Source organism: Candidatus Magnetaquiglobus chichijimensis (genome assembly GCF_045865675.1).
Classification (GTDB): domain Bacteria; phylum Pseudomonadota; class Magnetococcia; order Magnetococcales; family Magnetaquicoccaceae; genus Magnetaquiglobus; species Magnetaquiglobus chichijimensis.
Genome location: NZ_BAAFGK010000004.1, coordinates 1 through 26,534, shown reverse-complemented (window position 1 = coordinate 26,534; position 26,534 = coordinate 1). Strand labels below are relative to the sequence as shown.

Genomic DNA, 26,534 nt, shown 5'->3' with positions numbered 1-26,534 from the left:
AGACGCGCGCATGGATCGGCACGGACGTATCACGCCCGCTTGAGACCTGGAACCCCATGTGTAAAAAAAAGGATCGATCCAGAAACAACGGATCAAGAACAACGCTGTCAACACACCTGGTTACGCAGAAAACACCCCTTCCAGAACCACATAGGCCAACGCAAGGCCGCTCTCATCGGCCAGGGAGAGATGAATCACCACCTCGCGCGCGCCAGACCGGACCCGCAACGCCTCGAGCCGCCGTGCCGTCTCCCCGTTCACCCGCAGCGTCGGGCGGCCCAACGGGTCGTTCCCCACCTCCATGCCGGTGAACCACACCCCATCGCGCATGCCGGTCCCCAGCGCCTTGGCCAACGCCTCCTTGGCGGCAAAACGTTTGGCAAGACACGCTGTCTCCTGTCGCAACGCGCAGGCTTGTCGCTCCGCGTCGGTGTACACCTTGGCCGAGAACCGCTCCGGATGGCGTTCCAGCGCCTTGCCGATCCGATCGATGGCCACCAGATCGGTGCCGATCCCCAGAATCACGTCCGCCAGCCCGCAGCTTCCACCATCAACCGCTTCATCTCCCGCACCGCCCGTTCCATCCCGTCGAACAGCGCCCGCGCGATGATCGCATGGCCGATGTTCAACTCCGTCAGGCCGGGGATTGCCGCGATCGGTTGCACGTTGTGGTAATGCAACCCATGTCCGGCGTTCACCGTCAACCCGCGCGCCAGAGCCAGGTCCACCGCATGACGGATGCGGCTCAACGCCTCCGCGCGCCGCCCCTCGTCGTGACTCTCGGCATAGGCCCCGGTATGCAACTCCACCACCGGCGCGCCCACCGCCACCGCCGCGCGGATCTGTTCAGGGTCGGGATCGATGAACAGGGAGACCCGTATCCCGGCCTGGGAGAGCGCCTCCGTGGCCCGTCGTACCGTATCCTTGTTGGCCAGGATGTCCAGGCCCCCTTCGGTGGTCAACTCGGCCCGTTTTTCCGGCACCAGGCAGCAGTCCGCCGGACGCAGTTGGCAGGCCAGGGCCACCATCTCGTCGCTGGCGGCCATCTCCAGGTTGACCTTGGTCTGGGCCATCTCCAGCAGCAGTCGCACGTCCCGTTCCTGGATGTGGCGCCGGTCCTCGCGCAGATGCACGGTGATGCCGTCCGCGCCGGCCCGTTCGGCCACCAGGGCCGCCTCGACCGGATCCGGGTAGCGGCTTCCGCGTGCCTGACGCACCGTGGCGATATGATCGACGTTCACACCGAGTGTCAACATGGCGTATTCCAATTCAAAAATCGTAAACCGCAACCGTCATGGCGATGCGTGGTTTTCCGCAAGGCTGCGCGCGGCGCCTTTTTCTCAAAAGACACGAACAAGGCTTCTTTGTAAAGAGCGCGCCAAAGTCAAAACCAACCCCCTGGGAGCGGAATCCCATTCCCCACGCCACCCCTCACCCCAACTGCTCCAACCTCTCCAACTCCTGCGCCGACTTGCGATACCGCTTCAACCGGATCTCCCCGGTATCGGTGAAAAACACGATCTGCCGCGCCCATGGCCCCCCCACATCCGAGGCGGTGAGATGCAACCTCCGGGAACGGATGAACTCCATCGCCGTATCCACATTGCGCTTGCCCATCCCCAGACCCGTTCCGCCCGCCAGGGAGTTGGCAAACATCATCGCACCCCCGAATAATTTTACCTCCAACTCCGATCTCGGCACGCCGCGCGTGTCAAACCAGGCCAGCATGAACTCCAACGAGCAGCGTACATGATCGCCCAACTCGCGACACACCTTCAACCCCGTGGTCGCGGGCCTGCACACATGGTCGGGCTTGCGACCATGACAGATCGCGCCCAATTTAAGCCGTTCATGAAAAAAAACGATGGAAACGCAAGAACCCAGAACGGTATGCACCTCGGCGGGCGCGGTTCCGATGTAGAGTTCCCCTGGATCGAGTCGGATGATCTCCATGGAGAGGGTCCGTGCGCATCACGACATGTGGGTGGTGATGAAGTGATCGATCTCCGTCTTCAGAAACGGCAACCCATCACCATCCATCCAGGTCAACAAGGCACCGGTAACCCCCTTGCCGGTCATGAGGAAGTCCACCCGCAACATCAGCAATTCCTGACTCTCGTCTTGTTCCTCCAGTCCCAGTTGAATCGACAACGCCTCCGGATCGCCACGGAAAAAAAAGGGCTTCTGACAGTCGATATCCGACTCCAACAACGCGCTCAAACTGCTGGCACAGGTATACAGCAACACATCTCCGGCCAGTTGCATGGAATCGGCCTCGATCTGCCCGATCATCTCCACGGGGATGGCATCCCCATGCAAGGCCTCGAGAAACAGGCACAGATCCGTGGCACGCACCAATAAAACCGCCATGCCCGGCACCACCCGCTCGGAAGGGAAGGTGAACTGGTAACGCATGCCCACCAGACCGATCGAGTCACCGAACAGTTGATGGATCTGCACCAGCAGCGAACGGGGGGAGGGGCTGGAGAAACTCGGCACCGACAACACGATCTCCGCATCCACCATCTCGCTCAAGGTGGCAGCGGTGGCGCCGAGGCTCAAGTTGAACAACTCCTTGAAGGCATCTTCCTCAACCTCGTTGAGCGACAACGGCGTAGTCATTTCGACTCCATTTCACGCGGGCTGTGCGAGACTGGCACGCTTTTGAAGGGTCTCGAGCATCTTCCAGTGGATGATCGGCGCATCCAGCAGACCGGCCCACGACAAACGCACCAGGTCGCCGGACTCCTCCATCCGGAAGCGCCAGGGACAGCTTCCCGAATTCAGATAGGCCCACTCGCCGAAGAACCCCCCGGCCTCGATCATCCCCACCACCGCGTCGGTCGGGTCGCACATCGCCACCCGACCGGAGGAGACCAGCCACAACACCGGCGGATTCCCGGTCATTTCGATCCAGCTTCCTTGTTCGACGCGGATCGTCTCGAGATTGCGGGTGAGTGTGGCCAGAAAGACGAAGGAGGTCTGTTCACCGAACAGCCAGGTATGCCGCAGGAAACGGATTTGTTCCAACACCCCGGCCAGGTTGGCGTAGAGACCACGGTTTTCCAGAAAGATCCGCAGCATCCGGGCGGGAATCCGCAACACCGCGCTGTGGGAGACCGAACGATACCCACCCTCGTCGGACTGGATCTCCGGAAAGATCCCCTGCAACCCCATGAAAGAGCCGAAACCCAGGTGATAACGAATGCCGAAATCCGCATCCAGATAGACGATATCCCCGCAGATGGTCATCTCCACGAAATCGTGGACATCCGACTCCCAACGGATGAAGGAGCCGGCGTTGTACTTGACGATCGGCCCGTTGATCAGCATGCGGATGTCGTCATCGGAGATCTCCGGGAAGAGATCCCGCAGGTAGTAGAAGGCCCTCTGCCGACGGTAGTCCTGCTCGCCGGGGATCAGGATATCCAGGGCGCCGAAGGTGGACTCCGAGCCGATCTCCATCTCCTCGGTGGTCAGATCGCGGGAGAGGTGGGCCAGGATGCGGCGTCCGGAGGGATCACCCCTGAAGTCCTGGGCCATGCCGTGGATCATCCCGCCGCCGATATCCAGCTTTTTCAGATCCGCCGGAAAGTGGTAACTCGCCTTGATGTGTTCCACCTGCTCCCTGGGGACCGCAAACGGTCCGGGATTGGTCATCCGGTCGAGCACCGCGAAAGAGGTCAGATCGGTCCAGTGGGCATAGGTGCGATAGCCATCCTCGGCCAGGGTGCGAAAGAGCAGCAGCGAGGTCTCCACCGGATGGGGCGAGTAGATCGGGCGCACCTCCAGACCACCGCACTGGTTCCAGACGTCGAACTCCAGATCGTGGATCTCGAAGAACTGGTTGAACTTGTCCTCGTCAAAGGACATGAGCGCGGCCAGTTTCTTGGCCACCGACGAACGCACCATGGGGGTGGCATAGTACTTGAGGCGCCGATCGGTCTGGATCAGGGCCGGCAGACCGGCGAAGTGGTCGTCGTGGGCGTGGGTGTGGAAGATCCCCTCCACCTCGCTGATGTCGATGCCCATGGCGGTCAGCACGTTGAGCACGCCGGGAATGGCATCGATGAGGTAGAAGCGTCCCTGGAACATCAGCACGCTGCTCATGCTGGGACGTTCCGGATCCCAGCCATCCCCCTCGCCGGTGTGCAACACCGCGAAGTAGTGGCGCGGCACCCGATGAAATCCCAATGGATAGGGGGATTTGTAAACCGTGTCCTTGGGCAGGTTCAGATCGATCTCGGCGCTCTGGTCGCGAAAGGCGATACGGAAACGGTTCGAACCCACCCTCTGGATGGTCGCGCCGTTGCGGATCTCCTGGGGTTTGTCCGTGACGACCAGGGTATCGAGAAACTCCGAAGGCTCGCGAATCCGCCCGAAGGCGAACTGCAACTTGATGCGCATCATCATCTCGACGGTCGTTTCGTCCAAACCGACCTCTTCCAACTCCTCGCGGGAGAGTCCGTAGTTGCCGCGATGGATGTAGGCCAGCTGCGCCTCGACCTGATCTTCCGCGCCCATCAGCAACGGCTTGACCCCGGTGTTGTTCGGATGGCCCGGCAGGATCATCCCCTGCCGGTAGAGCATCTGCAACACCGGGAACTCGGCCATGTTGGAGAAGCCGCCGTTCTGCATCAGCAGATCCGACAGCAGAATGACGTTCGGACCGGTTTCGAAGTGGACTCCGTTCTTGATGGCCGGGGCGTTGAGCCCCTTGTGCATCAGCAACTTGACCACCTCGCTCGGACAGCCGCACAGAATGTAGAGGCCAGCCTCGGGGATCTGCAACCAGTAGACCCCCGGACCAACCCGGATGGTCAGGAGATTGCCCATGGAGGAGCGCAACGCCTCCTTGGCCTGTTCCAGATCCTGGGTGCGTTCCGCGACCTGCCGTTCCAGCACGCGACTCTGATCGGCCAGGGCCATGTGGTTACGCACGCGCGCGCGCAAAAGACCGGGGCGAATCGGCTTGAACAGATAATCCACCGCGCCCAGGCCAAGCCCCTCATCCTCGTCCTCGGTGCGATCGCGCTCGGCCACGAAAATCACCGTGATTCCGCGCGTTGCCGGATTGGCCTTGAGGCGTCGGCACACCTCCAGCCCGTCCATGCCGGGCATGGCGACATCCAACAGGATCAGATCGGGCTTGGGATCCTCGCCGGCCAACCGCAACGCCTCGGGGCCGCTCTCGGCCACCACGGTCCGATAGGTCTCGGCGAGCAGACCGGTCAATGTCTCCACATGGGTCCGCTCGTCATCAACTATCAGAATCCTGCCTTGAGTTTCTTGCATGTCGCGGTCTCTTGTTTCGTTGTAGCCAACCGGTTAACCGGGAATCTCACGCGAATCGGCCCTGATATTCCTTCCAGATCTCCAGCACCTTGCGTCGGATCTCCGGAAACGGCGTGTCCTTCCGAAGGGTATAGCGGGCGCCATGGGCCAGACAGATGGTCCATTTTTCCTGATCCACCGAGGAGGTCAGGATGATCACGCAGGCGTTGGGATCCACGGCCAGCAACGCCTTGAGCGTCTCCAGGCCATCCATCACCGGCATCTCAATATCGCAGATCACCACATCGGGTTTCAATGCCTGATAGAGCGCCAATCCCTCCCGTCCATCCCTGGCTTCTCCGACCCACTCAAACCCCTGTTCGGCGAACGCCTTGGCGTACATGAGACGCAAGACCGGATCGTCGTCGATCAAAAGCATGCGCAACGCCTTGCCCTCGGCAAGGGCCGGACGCACACGGGTGGGGATAATCTCATGGGAGCCGTCCGGAAGAAAACAGGTAAAGATCGCCCCACGATCGGCGTTGTTGGCCACCACGATCTCACCATGATGAGCATCGACGATTCGTTTGACAATGGACAACCCAAGTCCAGTGCTCTTTTCCTGGGCCGTGGGCCGGGTGCTCAGTCGCTGAAACTCCCCGAAAAGCCGATGACGCTCCGCATCCGGGATACCCGGCCCCTGATCGACCACCTGAAGAAAACAGCGGTCGTGCAGTCGTCCGCAGCGCACGGTGATCTCGGAGCCGACCGGAGAGAACTTGACGGCGTTGCCGACCAGGTTATCGACCACCTGGGCCAGACGGTCCGGATCCGCGGCAACGGGCGCCATCGACGGGCACTCTTCCCGGATCGTCACCCCCTTCTCCCGCGCGGCGATGCGCATCAACTCCACCCGTTCGCCAATCAGCGTGGCGAGATCGGTGGGACGTTTCTCCAGGGCAAAGGCGCCGGATTCGATGCTGCTGACATCGAGGAGATCGTGGATCAGCTTGAGCATCTGACCGGCCACATCGTGGATGGTCTGAATGAAGCTGCGATTCTCCTGCTCGTCGAGCGGCATGGTCAGCAGAATTTCGCTCAGGCCGCTGATCGAGTTGAGGGGATTGCGCAGGTCATGGGCCGCCATGGCCAGAAACCGGTTCTTGAGTTCGTTGAGCGCAACCAGGTGATGCCTCTGCCGTTGCAGGGCCAAATGGGTCTGGATGCGCGCCAGGGTCACCACCGGACTGAACGGCTTGCGGATGAAATCCACCGCCCCCACCGACAATCCACGGGTTTCATCCTGTTCCGACTCCTTGCCGGTGATGAAGATGATGGGGATGTCGCGGGTCTCGGAACGCTCCTTCAGGCGCCGGCACACCTCGAAACCGTCGATGTCGGGCAACACGATATCCAGAAGGATCAGATCCGGACAGGGCTTGACCAGGGCGCGCCGCAACGCCTGATCGCCGGTCTTGGCGACCACGGTCTTGCACTCCTCCGCCAAAAGTTCCACCAGCACGTCGATGTTGGTGGTCTCGTCATCGACGATCAAAATCTTGGGAAACTCCGCGCCCATCAGATCCCGCTCCTCATGCTCACGCTTCCTCCGTTTCCGAAACCTGTCCCAGGGTGGACATCTGGTTGCGCCCAGCCCGCTTGGCCTTGTACAACGCCTGATCCGCACGAGTGATCAGATCCAGAGGGTGTTTTTCCGTGTTGGGAATCATGCAGGCCACGCCGATGCTTACCGTCACATGCTCTCCGGCCTTGGAGTGGGCATGGGGAATCTTGAGCGCCCGCACCGACCCCAGGATCCTCTGGGCCACCGCCTGGGCGCCGTTCTCATGGGTCTCCGGCAGCACGCAGGCGAACTCCTCGCCGCCGTACCGGGCCGCCAGATCCATGGCACGCGGCATGGAGGTGGCGATCGCCTCGGCCACCCGGCGCAGACAGGCATCCCCCTGGGCATGGCCGTAAAGATCGTTGTACATCTTGAAATAGTCGATGTCCAACAGCAACAGCGAAAACGGATGGGCATGCCGCTGGGAGCGGTTCCACTCGTACTCGAGGAACTGATCGAAACGGCGCCGGTTGGGAATGCTCGTCAAGCCGTCGAGCACCGCCAGCCGCTCCAGAAGATCCCCGCGCCTTTTCAGCTCGACGTGGGTTCTGACCCGCGCCAGGGCGATCCCGGGGCGATACGGCTTGGTGATGTAATCGACCGCGCCGACCTCGAAGCCGCGCGTCTCGTCCTCCTCGGAGGCGTTCGAGGTGATGAAGATCACCGGAATGTCACGGGTACGGGGATTCAGCTTCAACCGCTCGCACACCTGATAACCATCCAGACCGGGCATGATCACATCCAGGAGGATCAGATCCGGCAGGGTCTGGGTATCGAGTCGCGCCAGAGCGCTCTCACCGCTCTTGGCCGACACCACCCGGTAAAAAGGACGCAGCAGACCGGACAAGACGTCGATGCTGACCGTCTCGTCATCGATGATCAACACCTTGGGGCGATTCTCATTCTGTTCCACGGTTCCACACCCCACAACACCTCACAAGGACAACTCGGCCACGATCCCTTTCAAAGTCTCCCGCGCCATCTCGAACTCGTAATCGTTGATCTGGGCAGCCATGCGCTCCATGCTTCCGGCAACCGGCGAACCGGCCAACAACTCCCTGGCCATGATCGCACACTCCTGGGCATCCGAATCCCCCTCCTCGATCAGACCGGCCAGTTTGTCGAAAATCCCCCGCAACCGATCGACATCCAGAGGTTCGACCCCGACCACCGGCTGGACGACCGTCTCCCGCCCGACGTTGACCCCGGCCAACCCATGCATCATCCGCTCCACCACCGGTGTCCACGCCGGGATGAGCATCTCGACCCGTTCCAACGCGCCCTCGACCAGCGCCTCCTCGATCTGACCGGAAAGACGCTGCGCCTCCCGCGCGCCCAGCGTGCCGACCACCCCCTTGAAGGTGTGGATCAACCGCCGCGCCTCGTCGCGATTTCCCCCGTCCAGCTCCACCCGCAGACGGGCCGCCACATCCTGAAAGCGGGCATGCACATCCCCGAGGATCTTGAGGTAGAGCTTGCGGTTGCCATTCAGATTGGCGAGCCCGGCCAGCATGTCCACCCCGTCGAGCCGCTCGGGCAGACCGGTCTCCTCGCGCGGCGGCTCGGGTGGCAAAACCGGGGCCTCGACACGCCCGCCCGATTCGACCACCGGGCCGACCACCGGGCCGACCGCCGCCACCTCGGGGAGGCGCGCACGGGCCGGAACGTGACGGGCCATGGTGGCGAACATGGTGACCGGATGGATCGGCTTGCTGATGTGGTCGTTCATGCCCGCGGCCATGCACTTCTCCCGATCCCCGGCCATGGCGTTGGCGGTCATGGCGATGATCGGCAACCCCTTGAAACGCTCGTCGGCGCGTATCGCCCGCGACGCGGCATAGCCGTCCATGATCGGCATCTGCACATCCATCAGCACCAGATCGAACGGCTCGCGACGCACCGCCTCCACCGCCTCCTCGCCGTTGCCGGCGATGCTCACCACCATTCCCTCCTCTTCCAGGAGTTCCCGCGCCACCTGCTGGTTGATCTCGTTGTCCTCGACCAACAGCGCCCGCACCCCGCGCCAGTCGGAACGGGGCGTCTCGCCGATCCTTCCCCGCGACACCACCATCTCCCGCGGCCCGTTCCCCTCGCGACGCTCGGCATCCTGCTTCAACACCGACAGCACGGTCTCGAAAAGCACCGACAGGTTGATCGGCTTGGTCAGAAAGGCATCGATCCCCGCCCCATCCGCCGCCAGGATGATATCCTCCCGTGAGTAGGCGGTCACCATGACGATCTTGGGAATGTGCGCCTGGGGAAACCGACGGGTGATCTCCCGCGCGGTGCGAATGCCATCCATCTCGCCCATCTGCCAGTCCAGATAGACCATCCGATACGGATGACGCGTGGCGATGGCCCGCTCCATCTCGAAAACCGCCTCCTCCCCGGAGGCCACACAGGTGACCTTGAAGGAGAACGATTCAAAGGACTTCTGCAAGATCTCCCGCGACACCGGGTTGTCGTCGGCCACCAGCACCCGCATGCCGACCAATTCCCGCGTGGGAAGCCGGAAACGACGCCGATCGGTCCCCTTCTGGCCCAGGATCGCGGTGAAATGAAAGGTACTGCCCACCCCCGGTGCGCTCTCCACCCAGATGCGCCCGTGCATCATCTCCACCAGCCGCTTGCTGATGGTCAATCCCAGACCGGTCCCGCCGAACCGGCGCGTCGTCGAGGAGTCGGCCTGGGTAAAGGCGGTGAACAACCGGGACATCTGCTCCTCGGACATGCCGATGCCGGTATCCTCAACCGTGAAATGCAACCCCACCCGGTGTTCGCTGGTCTCGTGACGGATCACCCGCACGGAGACGACGATGTTCCCCTTCTTCGTGAACTTCACCGCGTTGTTGGTGAGGTTGACCAGGATCTGACCGAGCCGCAACGGATCGCCGATCAGGTTCAGCGGCACCCCCTGGGAAACGTGGAAGTTCACCTCCAATCCCTGCTCCTCGGCGCGCAACGCCACCAGATTGGCCACGTTGTTGAGCACGTCCTCCAGATAGAACGGCACCGACTCCATGGTCAGCTTGCCGGCCTCGATCTTGGAGAAGTCCAGGATGTCGTTGATGATCCCCAACAGCGACTGAGCCGACGAGTGGACCTTGGTGATGTAGTCGCGCTGCTTGGGATTGAGTTCGGTCTTCAAGGCCAGATGGGTCATGCCGATGATGGCGTTCATCGGCGTGCGGATCTCGTGGCTCATGTTGGCCAGAAAATCGCTTTTGGCCTTGTTGGCCTCCTGGGCGCTCTCCTTGGCGGCCTGAAGCTCCTGGGCCTGGGTGCGCAGCATCCTCTCGCGGGAGACGGTGTTGGTGATGTCCTGGATCTGGATCAGACAGTAGCGGATCTCGGCGGCATCCCGGATCGCCTTGATCAACACCATCTGGCTCATGCGCGGCGGGCGGTCGTCGCTCTTTTCCGAGGCGGTGAACAAGGGAAACGGGGTCGGCGTGAGCCGGTGGGAGAGCATGGTCGGCAGACCGGAGTGCAAGGCGCTCTCCACGGCGCGGGCAATGCGCGAGTTGGCCAACTCGGGAAAAATGTCGAAAAGGGCGCGATGCAACACCTCATCGGCATGCAGACATGCACCCTTCTCCATCCAATCGTTCCAGAAGACCACCCTCTGGTCGGAATCGAGCAGAATCGTCCCTACGGCGCTGACCTCCAGGGCCCTGGTCAGCAGAATGATATCCAGCTCACTCATGGAATTGACGCAACAACCATCATAAATTGGCCAAAATCACCTTCAGCTCCCGCTTGAGGATCTCCATCGAGTGTTGCGAGAACAACAACACCACGAAACCGCTCAAGGTACGCTGGGCCTCCTCCTCGTCATGGGTCTTGAAGTCCATCATCAGCACGAAGGCCCTCTCCCCCCCAGCGTCCTCCTCGTCGAACAGAGCGCGACGCTGCGCCGCCAGATGCGAGGAGATATCCAACAGGAAACTGCTGCTCCCCTTGAGAAACTCCGCAGCCTCGAACTCGAACTGGATCGACATCATCTGGGTGAAGCTCTCCAGAAAGGCGTTCAACACCACGTTGCCCACATCCTGAAGCGTCTCCTGTTCCAGCTCGACCAGCACCTCCAGGGGCATCTGCTCGTTCAGAAGGGTGCGCACCAGCTCCAGACTCTCGGCGCCGGGAAAGATCAACAACGCCGTACCCGTCAACTCGCCGGTGAAGTTCTGGCGGATCGCCACCAGCTTCTCCTCGCCGTTGGAGACCAGCATGCGGGTCGCCTCCTCATAGGAGACCACCTTCAACTGCGGCAGGGAGAGCAGCACCTCGTTGTCCACCATCTGGCTCAACGAGGCCGCGGCCATGCCCAGCCCCATGTTGAAGAACTCCTTCAAGGCATCCTCTTCCATCTCGGTCAGGAAAAACATTTCGTCACCGCCCCCCGGCCCGGCCCGTTCATCGCTACCCGTGTGCATGTGCTTGGCATCCCAATGGTTCACCCCCCCTCGGGACCACCCCCCTAGACGAATGATCTCAAGATCTCCGCGATCTTGTTCTCGGCGATCGGTTTCTTGATGAAACCGATCCCCATGCTCTCCGCCCGCTGATGCATACGCTCCTGAATGTTGGCAGTCACCAGATAGACCGAAATGCGAGGATTGCATGCCATCAGCCTTTCAGCCAGCTCGATGCCATTCATGCCCGGCATGTTGAAATCCACAAGCGCCAAACGCACCTCATCGCTGGTGAGAGACAGCGCCTCATCCCCATCCTTGGCTTCGATCAGTTTCCAATCCGGAAAACGGGTGGCAAAGATCTTGCGCACCATCATGCGCGCCAGACTGCTGTCGTCCACGATCAATACCGAGTTCTTCTCCATGACGCCTCTGCTCCGCGCTTCGCTCAGATGGGGGGTAAAATTCTCATAAAATAACGATTATTTGATCAATTCCGGCACATTCAACAGAAACGACACCGAACCGTCCGGCAGCACCGCGGTACCAGCCAGAATCGGAATGTCGGCGAAGATCCGGTTCACCGGCTTGATCACCAGATTGGCCGGCTCCTTGATATCATCCACGTCGAGGGCGAACAGACGCTCCTCGGATTGCAGCACCACCACATGCAGCACCGGCTCGGCCAGGATCTTCTCCACGCTCCGGGCCCGTTGGGCCGCCTGACCGGGATGGGCCACCGCCTCGCGCAACGCCACCATGAAATGGAGCCGTTCGCGCACCCGCACCATCGGCGCTTGCATCTTCCCTTCCACATGTCCGGCGATCTCGGCCCCGTGGTAGGAGACCAACTCCACGATGTTCACCTGAGGCACGGCATAGGTCTCGCCGGCGGCGGTGACCAGCAGCACCGGCACGATCGCCATGGTCTGGGGAATGCGCAGCCGAAAACGGGATCCCACACCGGGCTGGCTGGAGATGGACACCGATCCGCCCAGCTTGTCGATGGCGGCCTGGACCACATCCATGCCGGTGCCGCGTCCGGAGATCTTGCTGACCTGCTCGACGGTGGAGAAACCGGGCGCCATGATCAATCGCATCAGCTCGGCCTCGGACATCTCCCCGGCCTGTTCGTGGGTGATCAACCCCCGCTCGAGGGCCTTAAAGCGCACCCGCGCCACGTCGATGCCGCGTCCGTCGTCGGTGATCTCCAGATAGATCTGTCCCTGCTTCTGCTCGGCCAGAAGACGCACCCGGCCCACCGGCGACTTGCCCTGCGCCACGCGCTCTTCCGGGGTTTCGATGCCGTGATCCACGGCATTGCGGATCAGATGACCCAACACCTCCTTGATGGAGATGAGCACGTTGCGATCGACCTCGGTCTCCTCGCCGACCAGATCGAGCAGCACCTTCTTTCTGGTCTCCACCGCCAGATCGCGCACCAGCCGATGGTAGGTGTCGAGGATGCGACCGATCGGTTGCAGCCGATACTGCAACACCTCGCCCTGGAGGGTCTGGATCTGTTGACCGAGATTCTCGAGCACCTGATCGAGTTGGGAGACGTTGCGCGCCAGGGCGTATTTCACCTGATTGAAGGTGGCGCCCAGTTCGCCGACCTGACTCATCAGGCCATCCAACCGCTCGATGGAGAGTCGGATCGAATCGAGCTTGCCCGTCGCGGCATCGTTCTCCCCGCGCCCGGTCGGCTCATCGGACGGCGTTCCGGGAGTCGGCGCATGACCGGCCTCGCCCTCGTCCGCTTCGTCGTGATCCATCGAGATCACCGCGCCCAGGGGGGTCTGCAACCGCTCGAGCTGCCGGATCGACGCGGAGAAATCGGCATCCCCCTCGGAACCGCTCCGCTCGATCTCCTCCAGGGTGCGTCGCACCGTATCCAGCACGCTCAACAGCTGATTGCCGATCAGCACATCGATCACCAACCGGCCATCGCGCATGGCATCGAGCAGCGATTCAGCGGTGTGGGTCAACTCCTCGAGCCGCTCGAACCCCATCATCCGGCAGTTGCCCTTGACGGTATGCATGTCGCGGAACACGGAGTTGAGCAGATCCCGGCTCTCCGGCGCGGTCTCGAGTTGCAGCAGTCCCCGTTCGATCCGGTCCAACGCCTCCCGGTTCTCGGAGAAGAACTCCTGCATGAGTGCCTGCTGGCTGGCTTCGTCGAACATGCGCCCCTTGTGAAACCCGGATCCCATCCATCCGCGAATGATGCTCGCCAGACTTGTCACGTTGGGGAAAGTCTGACCCTCACCCCCCCGACCGTGAGCCTTCCCTTACGCAAGCTGCACGGCAAATATCAAAAAATATTCCAATACAGCCATTCCGCGCAATCCCGCGCGAACCATCCGTGTGATATTCCTGACAAAGCCGATACAATGCGTTACAAACCAACCGTTCGCCAGCATCCCTCTTCACACCCGGCGGGTCGGCGGTGCAAGGTTCCCTGGCGCCACCCTCCGGCGCGGCGGACGATCTACTTTTTGCCGGTGGCCCGCTTGATCCAGTCGATCGGGGCATTGATCCAGTCGCGCAACAGGCCGGGGGCCAAACTGGAGACCGGACGGATGGTCGCTTGCGGGGCGCTCGTCGAGCCGGTGACATCGAACTGGGTCTCCACCACGGCCTGACGGTCGCCGGTGACCAGTTTTCCCAGCAACGGCACGGTATTGACCAACGAATCGAGCGTCTGCAACGGGCGCATCCCCACCAACAGCTCCACCGCGTCGCCGGGAAAATCGATCCTGCCGGTGACCACCATGTTCATCGACGGGCTGAGCAGTTGCATGCGATCGATCACCCAGACGCTCTCGCGAATGGCGAAATCGCCCTGAAACTCCCGATAGTGCAGCCCGGTCACGTCCAGGTCGGGCCTCGCCCCCACCACGAGCTTGGGCAGATCCTTCAGGGAGAAGAGTCCAAGCAGGGTGGCCACGAAACCGAGACGACGCACCTTGCCATCCTGGAACTTGAAACGGGCGGTTCCGGAGAGGGTGTCGATCCAGCGTTGACCGGGCGGCTTGAAGCCATCCAGGGAGACCTCCATCTGTCCGCTCCCCCCCTCCAGACCTTCGTTGAGGTCCAGGGATCTGAACAGTCTGCCGAAATCGGCGCCGTTCATGAGCAAACGCCCGGAATAACCGCCGGAGCCGATGCGGCTCGACCACAAAAACTCCCCATTGCCGCTCACCTCGCCCCCGGCCTGAAGCATGGAAAAGGCGACGATGCGCAAAATGCGCCGTTCGATCTCCACCTCGGTGTCGAGCCGGGCGGCCCGTTCGCCGTTGGCCAGCAGCAAATGCTCGGCACGCAGCTTCATGGCCACCCGGGGCCAACTCCGTTCCGGGTCGATCCGTTCCGTCTCCCCGATGGCGGCACGGGACTCCCCCGATCCGCCCGGATGGCTCCACAGGGGGCCCATGTCGAGCTGCTTCCAGGCGGCATCGATCGACCAACCCACCCCTCCCTTGCCGGGCGCGCGGGTCAACGTCACCTTGCCGTGGCTCTTGTCCAGGCTCAACTCCCCGAACGCCACCTCGCCGTAGTTCCCGGCCAGATCCCAATCGAGACGACCCGCGCCGCTCAAGTTCCCCGCGCCCACCTTGAACGTGGTCAGTTTCAACCGGCCATCGCTGGCCAGACTCCCCTCGCCACGGATCTCCCCCTCTTCCCCTGCCCCCTTGCTCCAGCCCATGCGTCCGAGCGCGGCGATCTCCTTGAGGTCCGCCATTCCCTCCACGACAAACCCGGCGCTTCCCGGCTGTCGCGTGAACGCGATCTCCACCGGCGCGCGCCCCCGGATCTCCCCCTCCTCGCCGAGAAGCGGGGCCAACCATTCGGCCAGACGTTCCGCCTCCACCCGCGTCTTGACGCGCGCGGTGAAGGCGGTCTTGCCAGGCTGCCGGTAGTTGCGGACCGCCGCCTCGCCGGAGAGCGGAAACGCCCCCAGCTTGCCGCTCTCAAGATGGATGTCGAGCCGTTCGGAATCGATGGCGAGCGTTCCGGCGGCCTCGGAAAGAGGGTGGTCGAGAAAACGAGGATGGAACAGGGTCTGTTTCATCTCCACCCGGCCCGAATAACGCAGCGTGGCGAGATTTTCCAGCGGCAGCGAGAGCTTGAATGTCCCGGACCCCTGCCCGGCGGCCCTGGCGCCCCCCATGCCGACCGCCTCGTCCCAACGCAGTTTCGGATGGGTGACGATCTCCTTCCACACCGAACCCAGATCGATCTGGGGGGACTCGGCCACGATCTCCACCACCGGGTTATCCACCATGTTGTCGATCCGCACCTCCCCCTTGACCTGGCGGGTCTCCCCGTAGTTCGCCTCGGAGACCCGCGCGGTGAAGGAATAGCGGTCGAAGATCAGATGGGTGGTGGCCTGGGTGAGGGGCACCAGGGGCGGGAAATAGTTCAGGGTGGCGCCCGTGACATCGGCCTCGATGTGGAAACGGTCATCCGGCGGGTCGTTGGGACCGGCGGGCATGTTGGCCAGGTGCCCCTTGATGTACGCCGAAGCCCGCTTGACCTGACCATCCCTGATGGCGTTGTCGAGCCATTGGACCAGCGAGGGGGCCATGATCGGGGTGGGATAGTAAAAACCGGCCTTGCTGGCCGGATTGCCGGAAGCCTCGGCCTTGAGATCCATGAAGGGGGAGCCCGGACCGCCGATCCCGGTCACCAGCACCGAACCCTGGGCCCGTCCGTGGGCGGAGCGCAGCTCGAAACCCTGCACATCGACGCGCCAACCGCTGGCATCTCGACCGACCCCGCCGCGGGCGGTGAGGCGGGAGATGGGGAGCGGCCAGCGGAACAGCGACGGCCAGGCCAGTTCGCCGGCACCGAGTTCCGCCCGCCAGTCGGCCTTGACGAGATCGCGCTCCAGGCCGGTCAACTCCACGGTCGCATCGATCGGGGCAGTCAGGCCGTTCAACGGCTCGGCGTCGCGAAGGTATGGCTTGAGCGGCGCGACCAGGCCATGATGCAGCGTCAGACGGGCATTCCAGCGACCGCCCCGGAGACGCTCGCCGGTGAATTCCAGACGCCCCCCCTCCCCAAAGGCGGGCAGCCGGGCCGATCCGTTCACCCGTCCCTGCCCGGCCCGTTCCAGAAAGGCGGACAGGGTGATGTCGTCCACCACGAATCGGAGCGCCCCCCCTCCCGCGTCGGGGACAGTCTCATCGATCCAGATCCACTCCGCCCCGCGCAGATCGACGGCATTAAGCAGCAGCCAGGAGTGATCGAGGGCCGGACTCCCCTCCCCGCCGGCCAGAAGCAGACCGCCGAGATGGAGATTCCCCGCCGCGTCGCGTCGCAGGGTGGCCCTGGGTCGCTCCAGGGTGATGGCGACCGGCACCCCCCCGCGGGCGAGGGCCAGCGGCGAGACGCGCAACAGGATCCGTTCGGCGGACAGCAGGGGCGCGCCGCTCACCGGGTCGCCGATCTCCACCCCCTGTCCGACCACGGCCAACGACAGACCGGGGGTCAAATCGAGGCCGGCCAGCCGGACGGAGAGTCCGCTCTTTTCGGAGAGAAAGGCCGCCAGGGTTTCGACATGCGGGGTGAGATCAGGGGGATGGACGGTGACATAGGCCACCGCCCCCCCCAACAGAAGCGCCAGCGCCAGCACCGGCGCCAGACACCAAAGCAGCAGCCGGGAGATCCGCTCCAGACCATGCATCAACCCGGATCGACCTGGCTTGCCAGGTGGCGGGGAGGGAGGATCTGAAGGGATGGATTCGCGGATGGACATGCCCGAACATTCAATGACCACGATGAATGGAACCAATCGGCATGATAGGCCCAAATCCCCGCGCCGGGCAATCGATGGCGCACGCACGGCCAGGAATCGCGGAGAATTTCCCTCGCCCCGGTTGACTTTTTCCCAAGGCGACCTATCTGAAATGGGGGATGCCCGCGAACCGACCCGGCACGACGTCCGGTTGGCATCGTTCATCCCACGTCCCATCGTCATTTCAAGCCAAAGCGGGAACAAACGCGACCATGAGCAACAACAGCACCCAAAACCAGGAAGAGACCCCAGCCAACGGGGAGACCGAATTCGTCGCGGCAACCGAGGAGTCCCCGGTCACCCCGGACGCGGACGGCGCGCTGGACGAAGCCTCGGTCGAGGCCGGGGATGCCTCCTCCGAGAAGCAGGAGGGATACATCTCGCCGATGGAGATGCTGATCCAGGCGCAAGCCAAGGCCGAGGAGTATCGCAACGACTACCTGCGCGCCCTGGCGGACATGAAGAATCTCCGCCAGCGCACCGAACGGGAGATGCAGCAGGCGCGACAATTCGCCATCGAATCGTTCGCCAAGGATCTGTTGCAGGTGGCGGACAACCTGGAACGGGCCCTGGGGGCGATTCCGGCCAGCGACGATCCGGTGGCCGTGGCCCTGACCGACGGGGTGCGCATGGTGGCCACCGGGCTGGAGAGCACCCTGAAAAAACACGGCGTCACCCGCATCCAGGCCCTGAACACCCCATTTGATCCCAATCTTCACCAGGCGGTGATGCAGATCGAGGATCCGGAAGTCCCCCCGGACCAGGTGGTGCGCGAACTCCAGACCGGTTATCTGCTGAACCAGCGACTGCTGCGCCCGTCGATGGTGGGAATCTCCAGAAATTGATGCCATAATCCGGATACGGATCACGGGATGTTCATCGGCGTCCATTTCCAAAGAGCGCGGATGGACAACCCGCTCTGGTTATCAACCCACAAAAAGCGTCCTCAATCCCAACAACCCCCCAAAGGGTGGATCCGGCGTGCCTCCCAAGCCTGGCGTGTCCAGCCCGACTTCCACGCCAACCCAAGAAAAACAGTAACGCACCAACCGGCATCACGAACAGCGTGAAACAGCGCCATGAGCGCGCGAAGGGGAATCGTAATTCTTGATCGCAACGCTCTTGACAACGCGCCAGACCATTCCCATATCAAAGCTCGAAATCCGCAAACGCACGGCGGGTTTTGAATCTGAAATATAAAACGCATCGCCACACGGCTTTAACGAGGATATTCGAACATGGGCAAAGTCATCGGTATTGATCTGGGTACCACCAACTCCTGCGTGGCCATCATGGAAGGGGGCGACCCCAAGGTGATCGAAAACAGCGAGGGCAGCCGCACCACGCCATCCATGGTCGCCTTCACCTCGGGCAACGAGCGTCTGGTCGGCCAGTCGGCCAAGCGTCAGGCGGTCACCAACCCCAAAAACACCCTGTTCGCCATCAAGCGGCTGATCGGACGGCGTTTCGAGGATCCCACCACCCGTCGCGACCAGAAACTGGTGCCCTACGACATCATCAAGGCCGACAACGGCGACGCCTGGGTGCGCTGCGCGGACAAAAAAATGAGCCCCTCGGAAATCTCGGCAATGATTCTGCAAAAAATGAAGCAGACCGCCGAGGACTATCTGGGTGAAAAGGTGACCGACGCCGTGGTCACCGTGCCGGCCTATTTCAACGATGCCCAGCGTCAGGCCACCAAGGATGCCGGTCGGATCGCCGGACTGAACGTCATGCGCATCATCAACGAGCCCACCGCCGCAGCCCTGGCCTACGGTCTCGACAAGAAGGGCAGCCAGACCATCGCGGTCTACGACCTGGGCGGCGGCACCTTCGACATCTCGATCCTCGACATCGGCGACGGCGTGTTCGAGGTCAAATCGACCAACGGCGACACCTTCCTGGGCGGCGAGGATTTCGACCACGCCATCATCCAGTATCTGGCCGAAACCTTCCAGAAAGAGACCGGCATCAACCTGCGTCAGGACAACATGGCGCTGCAACGGCTCAAGGAAGCCGCCGAAAAGGCCAAGATTGAGCTTTCCAACAGCACCCAGACCGACATCAATCTGCCCTTCATCACCGCAGATGCCAGCGGTCCGAAACATCTCAACATCAGCATGTCCCGCGCCAAGCTCGAATCCCTGGTCGATGACCTGCTGCAACGCACCCTGGAACCCTGCCGCATCGCCCTGAAGGATGCCGGCATCTCCACCCGCGATGTCCACGAGGTGATCCTGGTGGGCGGCATGACCCGCATGCCCAAGGTGCAGAGCCTGGTGGCCGAGTTCTTCGGCAAGGATCCCCACAAGGGGGTCAATCCGGATGAGGTCGTGGCCATCGGCGCGGCGATCCAGGGTGGCGTGCTCAAGGGCGAGGTCAAGGATGTCCTGCTGCTGGATGTCACCCCGTTGTCGCTGGGCATCGAGACCCTGGGCGGCATCTTCACCAAGCTGATCGACAAGAACACCACGGTCCCGACCCGCAAATCGCAGATCTTCTCGACCGCCTCGGACAGCCAGTCGGCGGTGACCATTCGCGTGGCCCAGGGCGAGCGCGACATGTTCTCGGACAACAAGCTTTTGGGGCAGTTCGACCTGGTGGGGATTCCGCCGGCTCCGCGCGGCATGCCGCAGATCGAGGTCACCTTCGACATCAACGCCGATGGCATGGTGCATGTGTCGGCCAAGGACAAGGGGACCGGTCGCGAGCAGTCGATCAAGATCCAGGCCTCGGGCGGTCTGACCAAGGACGAAATCGACAAGATGGTGCGTGACGCCGAGTCCCACGCCAGCGAGGACGCCAAGAAGCGCAAACTGATCGATGCCCGCAACCATGCGGACTCGCTGGTCTACTCCACCGAAAAATCCTTGAAGGAGCACGGAGACAAGGTGGATGCGGGCGTGAAGAAGTCCATCGAGGATGCCGTGGCCGCCTTGAAAGGCGTGATCAACGGCGATGACGCGGAAAAGATCGAAAATCTCACCCAGGCGTTGATGGAAGCCTCGCTCAAACTGGGTGAAGCGGTGTACAAGGAGAGTCAGGAGGCCCAGGCTGGCGCCGGCGCGGAAGGTTTTGGCGCCGATCCCCACGCGACCGGCAACAAAGAGGGCCATGGCGGCAAACGCGACGATGTGGTCGATGCCGATTACGAGGAAGTCAAGACCGATAAAGACGGTAAGTGATGTCCAGAGACCTCTACGAAATCCTCGGCGTTCCCAAGGATGCCTCGGACGCCGCCATCAAGAAGGCCTACCGGGCCTTGGCCATGGAGCTGCACCCGGACCGCAATCCGGGTGACAAGGTGGCCGAGTCCAAATTCAAGGAGGTCAACGGCGCCTACGAGGTGTTGAAGGATCCGAAGAAGCGCGCCATCTACGACCAGTATGGACACGCCGGACTCAACCAGTCCGCGGGCGGCGGCGGAGGTGGCGGCTTCTCCGGGGATCCTTCCGGATTCGGCGGCGGATTCGGCGATATCTTCGAGGAGTTCTTCGGCGACATCTTCGGTGGCGGTGGTGGCGGCGGTCGCGGCGGTGGCCGAGGCGGACCGCAAAAGGGCGAAGATTTCCGCTACGACATGACCGTGACGCTGGAAACGGTCATGCACGGCGCCAGCGAGCGGATCCGCATCCCCTCGATCGTGCGCTGCGAAACCTGTCGCGGCTCGGGCTCCCGTCCGGGCAGCGGACCCGAAACCTGCAGCTCGTGCGGCGGCTCCGGTCAGGTGCGCACCCAGCAGGGGTTCTTCTCCATCTCCCGCCCCTGCCCGAACTGTCGCGGTCAGGGACGCATCATCCGCAACCCGTGCGGCGAATGTCAGGGTCAGGGACGGCAACGTTCCGAAAAGACCCTCACGGTCAAGATTCCGCCCGGCGTGGAGACCGGCACGCGCATCCGTCTGACCGGCGAGGGGGGCGCCGGCCCTCTGGGAGGGCCGTCCGGGGATCTGTACATCATCATCGACGTGGCCCCGCATCCGATCTTCGAGCGGTTCGGACCGGACATCCTCTGTCACGCGCCGATCACCTTCCCGCAGGCGGCCCTCGGCGGCAAGCTGGAGGTGCCCACCCTGGTGGGACGCGCCATCGTCACCCTGCCCCCCGGCGTGCAGACCGGCAAGCGTCTGGCGCTGCGCGGCAAGGGGTTGCCCCATCTCAACCGACCCGGCGTCTTCGGCGACCTGGTAGTCGAGGTGCGGGTGGAAACCCCGGTCACCCTGACCAAGCGTCAGAAAGAGCTGTTGGAGGAGTTCGAGAATCTTTCCAACCAGGAGTCGCAACCCGAATCCCACTCCTTCCTCGACAAGGTGAAGGAGTTTCTGGACAAGATGTCCTCGAAATGACGCTTCCCTGACTCAGCCCGCACATCGGACCGATCGCATCCCCGATAAACGAACCTCCCGATTCCGCGCTCCCTCCGTGCCACGCCAGCACAGAGGGAGCGCAGACCACACCACCAGACTCACCACGATCACCCACTCCGAATCTCGTTTCAACACCGGATCCGAGGTCAGCCGGTGGGCCGCGCCGTGCGTGCCTGGGCCATCAGGATCCGATCGAACGGATCGCGCTGCTGCCAGGACACCCGATTCCGCGCCGCAAACAATCCGGCAACGTCCCTTGCCAAGCGGCAAGCAATCTTGCAAGCTGATGGACCTTCCGGATGGCGCCTTCACCGACTGCCGCCACCCGGACCGATCTTCATCCTGACCGCTCCATTCCAAGGAATCTTTAGCATGTCACACATCCAAATCGCCGTTGTCGGCGCCGCAGGCCGCATGGGCCGCATGTTGATCCAGGCCATCCAGGCCCGTTCCGCCAACGCCCGCCTGGTGGCCGCCACCGAACACCCCGCATCCCCCTTCATCGGCCAGGATGCCGGCGAGGTGGCCGGCGTCGGCAAACTCGGGGTAGCCATCTCCCCGGAGGCGGAAAGCGCCTTCCGGCCTGGGGTGGTGGTGATCGATTTTACCCTGCCGGCGGCAACTCTTGCCCATCTGGAACTGGCCACCCGTCACCAGGCGGCCATGGTCATCGGCACCACCGGGATCGATGCCGCCGGGGTCCAGGCGATCGGGCAGGCCGCGACCTCCATTCCGATCGTCTTCGCGCCCAACTTCTCGGTGGGGGTCAATCTCATGTTCCGCCTGGTCGCCGAGGCCGCCAAGGCACTGGGCGAAATGGTCGATATCGAGATCATCGAGGCCCACCATCGCCACAAGGTGGATGCCCCCTCCGGCACCGCGCTGGGCATCGGCAAGGCGATCGCATCCGCTTTGGATCGCAACTTGCAGGAGGTTGCGGTGTATGGCCGGGAAGGACATACCGGCGCCCGTGACCGCCAGACCATCGGCTTTGCCACGGTGCGCGGCGGGGATATCGTCGGGGATCACACCGCGCTCTTTGCCGGAGAGGGCGAACGGCTGGAGATCACCCATCGCGCCTCCAGCCGCATGACCTTCGCCCAAGGGGCGGTCCGGGCCGCGCTCTGGGTCGCAGACCAAAAGGCCGGTCTGTTCGACATGGGCCATATTTTGGGATTCAAGACCAGTCAAGGGTAACGCACGAATCCGATTCGGATTTTCAGACGCGGCCCACTGGGCCGCGTTTCTGATCGTGGCGCTTCCACAAGGAAGATCCACGGTCGGGGAGCAGAAAGTTCTCCCCTGACAGACATTTTTTGTTTGAACTTTCTCGCGGCTTGTGCTGTCATACAGTTAAACAAGCTGGTGAATAAGCACGATTCAGCGCGTGAAGCATGAACAAGCGTCCGTTAATATCAACCCCAACCCATCCTGAAAAAGTCGAAACACCGTCTCGAAAAATGCCCCAACAACCACACCAGGGGCATGAGGCAAAGCGCATCCAACGGACCGCTTATTGGGAAACATGCCACAAGGTCTGAATGCACTCTACCTAATGAAGGAGACTACACCATGAACACGACCTATCAAACCTTCGCGCAAGACCTCCACAAGCTTTACCAAGGCGCGCGCGAACATGTCCACATCGCCCTGGGGGACAACGGCTACAGCATCTGCCACAACGATCATCCGCAGGTCGGTGACTGCATGATCGAAGGGATCCCGGAACTTGGCATCGCCCAGGAGTTGAGCGAAATGCTGACCGGTGAGCTGGAAAACGGCTTCCTGGATGCCCATCAGCGGTCCGGTCTGGTTTTCGGTTGAACCCACTGGCCAGGTCCGATCTCCATTCAAGGCGCTTTGACCACGGATAAACATCCGATGCGCGCCTTGAATGGTCGCAAAGTTACCAACCCGTTTCACCCACGCGCATCGATCCCATCGATCCGCATACCTGGCCTGATTCCATGGATGGAGTCGTTTGAGAGTCTCTGACTGTCAAGAACGCGCAAACGCATCTGCGACATCGCAATCTGCGTTTGCGCGTTCTCAAAACATCCCCGATCGACCCCCCCCGCCCCCGTCTTGACCATTAACGTCCATCAGACCTTGAACTCCGATCCGCCCGCCATTATAAACGAATTCGGCATGCTCGCCGCCGCAATCACGCGCCACCATGGCACCCACACCCGCCCGCGCGCACCATGACACGCTGGCGACCTTTCAAGAAAAGTCCGGTGAATTAACGCCCTCATGCTGCCCCGACACCCGAAAGCCAAACATCTCCTTGAGACCGGACTGTTCCAGGAGATCACCCGTTTCGAGCAACTCGAAGCGCGCATCCGCGCGCTGGCCACGCCCGAGGAGCAACAGGCCGCCTTCGGGCTGTTCGTCGAAGGGATCCTCACCACCCGCGCGTTGCACCGGGCGGTGGAGATCTGGCCAAGCGGCGAAATTCCGCTCGAGGCACGCCGCCGACTGTCGCTGCCCGAGCGCATTCCAGGGGCAGATGGTCTCTTCCGCTCCCTGGAAGGGGAGATTCACGCCTATCAGATCGCCTTCCGACCGGATCGATCCATCCCCCTTTCCGAGGAACGGGATCGTTTTCTCCCCTTTGCCACGAGTGCGCCGCGCCCGCTGCTCATCACCAACGGCGATCGGATCGAGCATTTGAGCAAGGCCAAACAGGCCCACGCCATGCGCGGGTCCGACCTGGACCGCCTGGAGGCGCGCCAGTTTCAGACGCTGCGCCGCTGGCTGCAAGGAGCCGGTTCCGCCATCGAACGTCCCCTGCCCATCGCCGCCCACGCCTGGGCCATGGAGCAGATCAACGAAACGCTGACCCGCGCGGATCACGCCGAGTTGCATCTGGCTCCAGGCGCGGAAGGGGAGATCCTGGCGCTGCGGCTGGCGCTGCGGCTGGGGGGACGTCGGGTGGTGGTGGTGATCGCCACGGATTTCGAACAGCTCATCCAGCTGGTGCGACGGTGGCGACACCATCTGGGCTGGGGGGATCTGGCGGTGCTCCAGGTGACCGAAGAGCCAGGCGCCACCTTCCACCCCCTGGAACTCGACTTCCCCTTGACCCATCCGGTGGATGGCATTCGCCGGTTTCTGGCCTGGAGCCACACCGGCGCTCGAGTGATCCTGACCACCCGAGCCGCCATGGGCACGGTAGCGCGCGCCATGATCGGCACGCCTCGGGCGGATCTGGCGATCGGCTTTGACACGCTGGCCGAACCGATCGCCGCCGCCAAACGGATCCGACTCACCGCGCCCCTCCTGCCCCGGCCCGTCGCGACCGAAGCGGGCGTGGTGATGGCGCCCGCGCGTCCATGGCGACTCGTGCTGGTGCCAACGGAGCGTGCGGAACCGGCATTTGGCGAGATATCCGCCCGACTGGAGCGGTTTGAGCGTTGCGATCATCTGTTCGCGCTCGTGCCACGGGAGATCCAGAGTCCGGATGATCAGCCCTCGACATGGAGCTGGCATCCCCTGCCCGAGGAGCGGGCTCTCCTGGTCCGTGAACCGGTTTTCACCGCCTTCGACCAGGCTGACCGGGCGATCCTGGCCATCAAACCCGCGCAACTGGGCAGGCACCTCCCCGCCGTGGATGGGGCGATTCTGCTGACCGCGCTCAATCCGGCGCAGTTGACCGCGCTGCTCGAACCGCTGCTTGCCGCCTCACGGGCCGAAACACCAGCGCTCCTGATCGTCCCGTTGGTGATCGACGCGGATGGAATCGGGTCCAACCCGCTGTTGTGGGAGCTGTTGAAGGGGCTTGTCGCCTGGGATCCTACCCTGGGCGCGCACATTCGCGCCGCCATGGAACAATGGGGACGAAGCGGCATCTTCGATGCCGAACCGTTCCTGACCCGGATGCGGATTCTCCCCGGTGGGGCCGCGGTGGATGGGGAGGCTCTGGTCACGGCGCTGTTGCGGGTGTTGGGCGATCCCCAGGACCAGCGTTACGGGGAGCTGGTTCAATTCTGTCGGCTGCATGGTCATGGCGCGGTGCCGACCCACCTGCCCCAGACTCCGGAACTGGCCGCCTGGGCAGGCAGGATGCGTCTGGCCCGTGTCCGTGGTCAGCTGGACCCGGCATGGGAGGCACGACTCGAAAAGGTCGGCTTTGTCTGGGATCTGGAGGCCCACGCCTGGGCCGGGGAGCTGACCCGCCTCAAGCGACACATCGCCCGGACCGGTCAGGCCCTCATACCCAACCCATGCCCGGAGGATCCGGAACTGGGTGACTGGGCGGAACGCCAGCGTCTGGCGCGCAAGCGGGAAAAACTGGCGCCCGCGCGCCTGGAAGAGCTGGAACGGTTGGGATTCGTCTGGGATCTGGAGGCCCATGCCTGGACCCTGGAGATGACCCGTTTCCAACGTTTCATCGACCAGAACGGTCACGCCCGGATCCCGGATCCCTGCCCCGAAGAGCCGGAGCTGTCTGAATGGGCCGAGCGGGTGCGCCAGCTGCACAAGAAAGGACGGCTGCAACCGGAACGGGTGGAAGAGCTGGAGCGGTTGGGGTTTGTCTGGGATCCGGCTCGTCTGCTCTGGGATGAACGTTGCAGCGCCCTGGAAGTTTTTTTCGCCGCGCATGGACACTTTGATCCCAGCCGGAACGCACCGGAGGATCCGGAACTGACCGTCTGGATCAAAGGAGTACGCGCCTCCCGCGAGAAAGGTCGGCTGGAGGCGGACAAACAGGCGCGGCTGGAGGCGATCGGCTTTATCTGGGATGGTCGCCAGGCGGCGTGGGAGGCCCGGTTCCAGGCCCTGGCACGGTTTCGCGCCGCCCGCAACCACTGTCTGGTGCCGGCGCGTTGGGAGGAGGATCCGGATCTGGCCCGCTGGGTGGAGCAACAGCGCCGCGAATACCGCGCCAACCAGCTTCCTCCGGACCGGATCGCCCGTTTGGAGGCGTTGGGCTTCTTGTGGGACTCCAAGGCGATCTTCTGGGAAGAGATGTATGCCGCCTTGACCGACTATCGCGCCCGGCATGGGGACTGTCTGGTGCCCGAGGGGTCGGCGGAGCTGTCGCAACTG

The 26,534-nt window shown here is 62.8% G+C and carries 18 protein-coding genes; 6 read left to right on the top strand and 12 right to left on the bottom strand.

Annotated elements, in window-relative coordinates; genetic code table 11:
* Positions 1–120: 120 nt before the first annotated feature.
* The 12 genes from acpS to ACOY6C_RS04555 form a co-directional block, all read right to left on the bottom strand.
* The gene (gene acpS / locus ACOY6C_RS04610; protein WP_420904323.1) at positions 121–525 is read right to left on the bottom strand and encodes a holo-ACP synthase; all 405 of its coding nucleotides are present in this window, start codon (positions 523–525) and stop codon (positions 121–123) included.
* Entirely contained in the window at positions 522–1,256 is a 735-nt protein-coding gene (gene pdxJ / locus ACOY6C_RS04605; RefSeq protein WP_420904322.1) for a pyridoxine 5'-phosphate synthase, read from the bottom strand. The genes acpS and pdxJ overlap by 4 nt, the downstream gene beginning before the upstream one ends.
* 175 nt (positions 1,257–1,431) lie before the next feature.
* The gene (locus tag ACOY6C_RS04600) at positions 1,432–1,953 is read right to left on the bottom strand and encodes a chemotaxis protein CheD (protein ID WP_420904321.1); all 522 of its coding nucleotides are present in this window, start codon (positions 1,951–1,953) and stop codon (positions 1,432–1,434) included.
* 18 nt (positions 1,954–1,971) lie between these two features.
* On the bottom strand, positions 1,972–2,622 hold the full coding sequence (locus ACOY6C_RS04595; protein WP_420904320.1) for a hypothetical protein: 651 nt from the start codon (positions 2,620–2,622) through the stop codon (positions 1,972–1,974).
* A gap of 12 nt (positions 2,623–2,634) precedes the next feature.
* A complete protein-coding gene (locus ACOY6C_RS04590; protein WP_420904319.1) occupies positions 2,635–5,295 on the bottom strand; it encodes a response regulator in 2,661 nt (886 codons plus the stop codon).
* 46 nt (positions 5,296–5,341) lie between these two features.
* Positions 5,342–6,853, bottom strand: a complete 1,512-nt coding sequence (locus ACOY6C_RS04585; RefSeq protein ID WP_420904318.1) for a response regulator — start codon at positions 6,851–6,853, stop codon at positions 5,342–5,344.
* 19 nt (positions 6,854–6,872) lie between these two features.
* Complete coding sequence (locus ACOY6C_RS04580) at positions 6,873–7,811, bottom strand: diguanylate cyclase domain-containing protein (RefSeq protein ID WP_420904317.1); 939 nt, start codon at positions 7,809–7,811, stop codon at positions 6,873–6,875.
* Positions 7,812–7,832: 21 nt separating this feature from the next.
* Entirely contained in the window at positions 7,833–10,604 is a 2,772-nt protein-coding gene (locus ACOY6C_RS04575) for a response regulator (protein ID WP_420904316.1), read from the bottom strand.
* Between the two features lie 19 nt (positions 10,605–10,623).
* A complete protein-coding gene (locus ACOY6C_RS04570) occupies positions 10,624–11,334 on the bottom strand; it encodes a hypothetical protein (RefSeq protein ID WP_420904315.1) in 711 nt (236 codons plus the stop codon).
* Positions 11,335–11,378: 44 nt separating this feature from the next.
* On the bottom strand, positions 11,379–11,738 hold the full coding sequence (locus tag ACOY6C_RS04565) for a response regulator transcription factor (RefSeq protein WP_420904314.1): 360 nt from the start codon (positions 11,736–11,738) through the stop codon (positions 11,379–11,381).
* A 57-nt stretch (positions 11,739–11,795) separates the two neighbouring features.
* Positions 11,796–13,499: a chemotaxis protein CheA gene (locus tag ACOY6C_RS04560; protein ID WP_420904313.1), complete on the bottom strand. Its 1,704-nt coding sequence runs from the start codon at positions 13,497–13,499 to the stop codon at positions 11,796–11,798.
* A 305-nt stretch (positions 13,500–13,804) separates the two neighbouring features.
* Entirely contained in the window at positions 13,805–17,077 is a 3,273-nt protein-coding gene (locus ACOY6C_RS04555) for a YhdP family protein (RefSeq protein WP_420904312.1), read from the bottom strand.
* A gap of 251 nt (positions 17,078–17,328) precedes the next feature.
* Between ACOY6C_RS04555 and grpE the strand changes: the two genes are divergently transcribed.
* From grpE to ACOY6C_RS04525, 6 genes are all read left to right on the top strand, one after another.
* Entirely contained in the window at positions 17,329–17,961 is a 633-nt protein-coding gene (gene grpE, locus ACOY6C_RS04550; RefSeq protein ID WP_420904311.1) for a nucleotide exchange factor GrpE, read from the top strand.
* 393 nt (positions 17,962–18,354) lie between these two features.
* A complete protein-coding gene (dnaK, locus tag ACOY6C_RS04545) occupies positions 18,355–20,301 on the top strand; it encodes a molecular chaperone DnaK (protein WP_420904310.1) in 1,947 nt (648 codons plus the stop codon).
* Positions 20,298–21,461, top strand: coding sequence for a molecular chaperone DnaJ (gene dnaJ / locus ACOY6C_RS04540; RefSeq protein ID WP_420904309.1), 1,164 nt, complete (start codon positions 20,298–20,300; stop codon positions 21,459–21,461). Before dnaK ends, dnaJ begins: the two co-directional genes overlap by 4 nt.
* Positions 21,462–21,854: 393 nt before the next feature.
* Positions 21,855–22,679, top strand: coding sequence for a 4-hydroxy-tetrahydrodipicolinate reductase (gene dapB / locus ACOY6C_RS04535; protein WP_420904308.1), 825 nt, complete (start codon positions 21,855–21,857; stop codon positions 22,677–22,679).
* A gap of 375 nt (positions 22,680–23,054) precedes the next feature.
* Positions 23,055–23,306 (top strand): hypothetical protein, encoded by a 252-nt coding sequence (locus tag ACOY6C_RS04530; protein WP_420904307.1) that lies wholly within the window; start codon positions 23,055–23,057, stop codon positions 23,304–23,306.
* A 429-nt stretch (positions 23,307–23,735) separates the two neighbouring features.
* On the top strand, positions 23,736–26,534 hold a 2,799-nt coding region (locus ACOY6C_RS04525; RefSeq protein WP_420904306.1), incomplete at its 3' end, for a helicase associated domain-containing protein.

Excerpts from the sequence above, each read along its gene's own strand:
- ACOY6C_RS04560 (WP_420904313.1), bottom strand. The coding sequence starts at position 13,499 with ATGTTCGACGAAGCCAGCCAGCAGGCACTCATGCAGGAGTTCTTCTCC.
- ACOY6C_RS04575 (WP_420904316.1), bottom strand. The coding sequence starts at position 10,604 with ATGAGTGAGCTGGATATCATTCTGCTGACCAGGGCCCTGGAGGTCAGC.
- dnaK (WP_420904310.1), top strand. The coding sequence starts at position 18,355 with ATGGGCAAAGTCATCGGTATTGATCTGGGTACCACCAACTCCTGCGTG.
- grpE (WP_420904311.1), top strand. The coding sequence starts at position 17,329 with ATGAGCAACAACAGCACCCAAAACCAGGAAGAGACCCCAGCCAACGGG.
- ACOY6C_RS04600 (WP_420904321.1), bottom strand. The coding sequence starts at position 1,953 with ATGGAGATCATCCGACTCGATCCAGGGGAACTCTACATCGGAACCGCG.
- ACOY6C_RS04570 (WP_420904315.1), bottom strand. The coding sequence starts at position 11,334 with ATGCACACGGGTAGCGATGAACGGGCCGGGCCGGGGGGCGGTGACGAA.
- ACOY6C_RS04590 (WP_420904319.1), bottom strand. The coding sequence starts at position 5,295 with ATGCAAGAAACTCAAGGCAGGATTCTGATAGTTGATGACGAGCGGACC.
- ACOY6C_RS04595 (WP_420904320.1), bottom strand. The coding sequence starts at position 2,622 with ATGACTACGCCGTTGTCGCTCAACGAGGTTGAGGAAGATGCCTTCAAG.
- ACOY6C_RS04565 (WP_420904314.1), bottom strand. The coding sequence starts at position 11,738 with ATGGAGAAGAACTCGGTATTGATCGTGGACGACAGCAGTCTGGCGCGC.
- dapB (WP_420904308.1), top strand. The coding sequence starts at position 21,855 with ATGTCACACATCCAAATCGCCGTTGTCGGCGCCGCAGGCCGCATGGGC.
- ACOY6C_RS04555 (WP_420904312.1), bottom strand. The coding sequence starts at position 17,077 with ATGTCCATCCGCGAATCCATCCCTTCAGATCCTCCCTCCCCGCCACCT.
- pdxJ (WP_420904322.1), bottom strand. The coding sequence starts at position 1,256 with ATGTTGACACTCGGTGTGAACGTCGATCATATCGCCACGGTGCGTCAG.
- ACOY6C_RS04530 (WP_420904307.1), top strand. The coding sequence starts at position 23,055 with ATGAACACGACCTATCAAACCTTCGCGCAAGACCTCCACAAGCTTTAC.
- ACOY6C_RS04585 (WP_420904318.1), bottom strand. The coding sequence starts at position 6,853 with ATGGGCGCGGAGTTTCCCAAGATTTTGATCGTCGATGACGAGACCACC.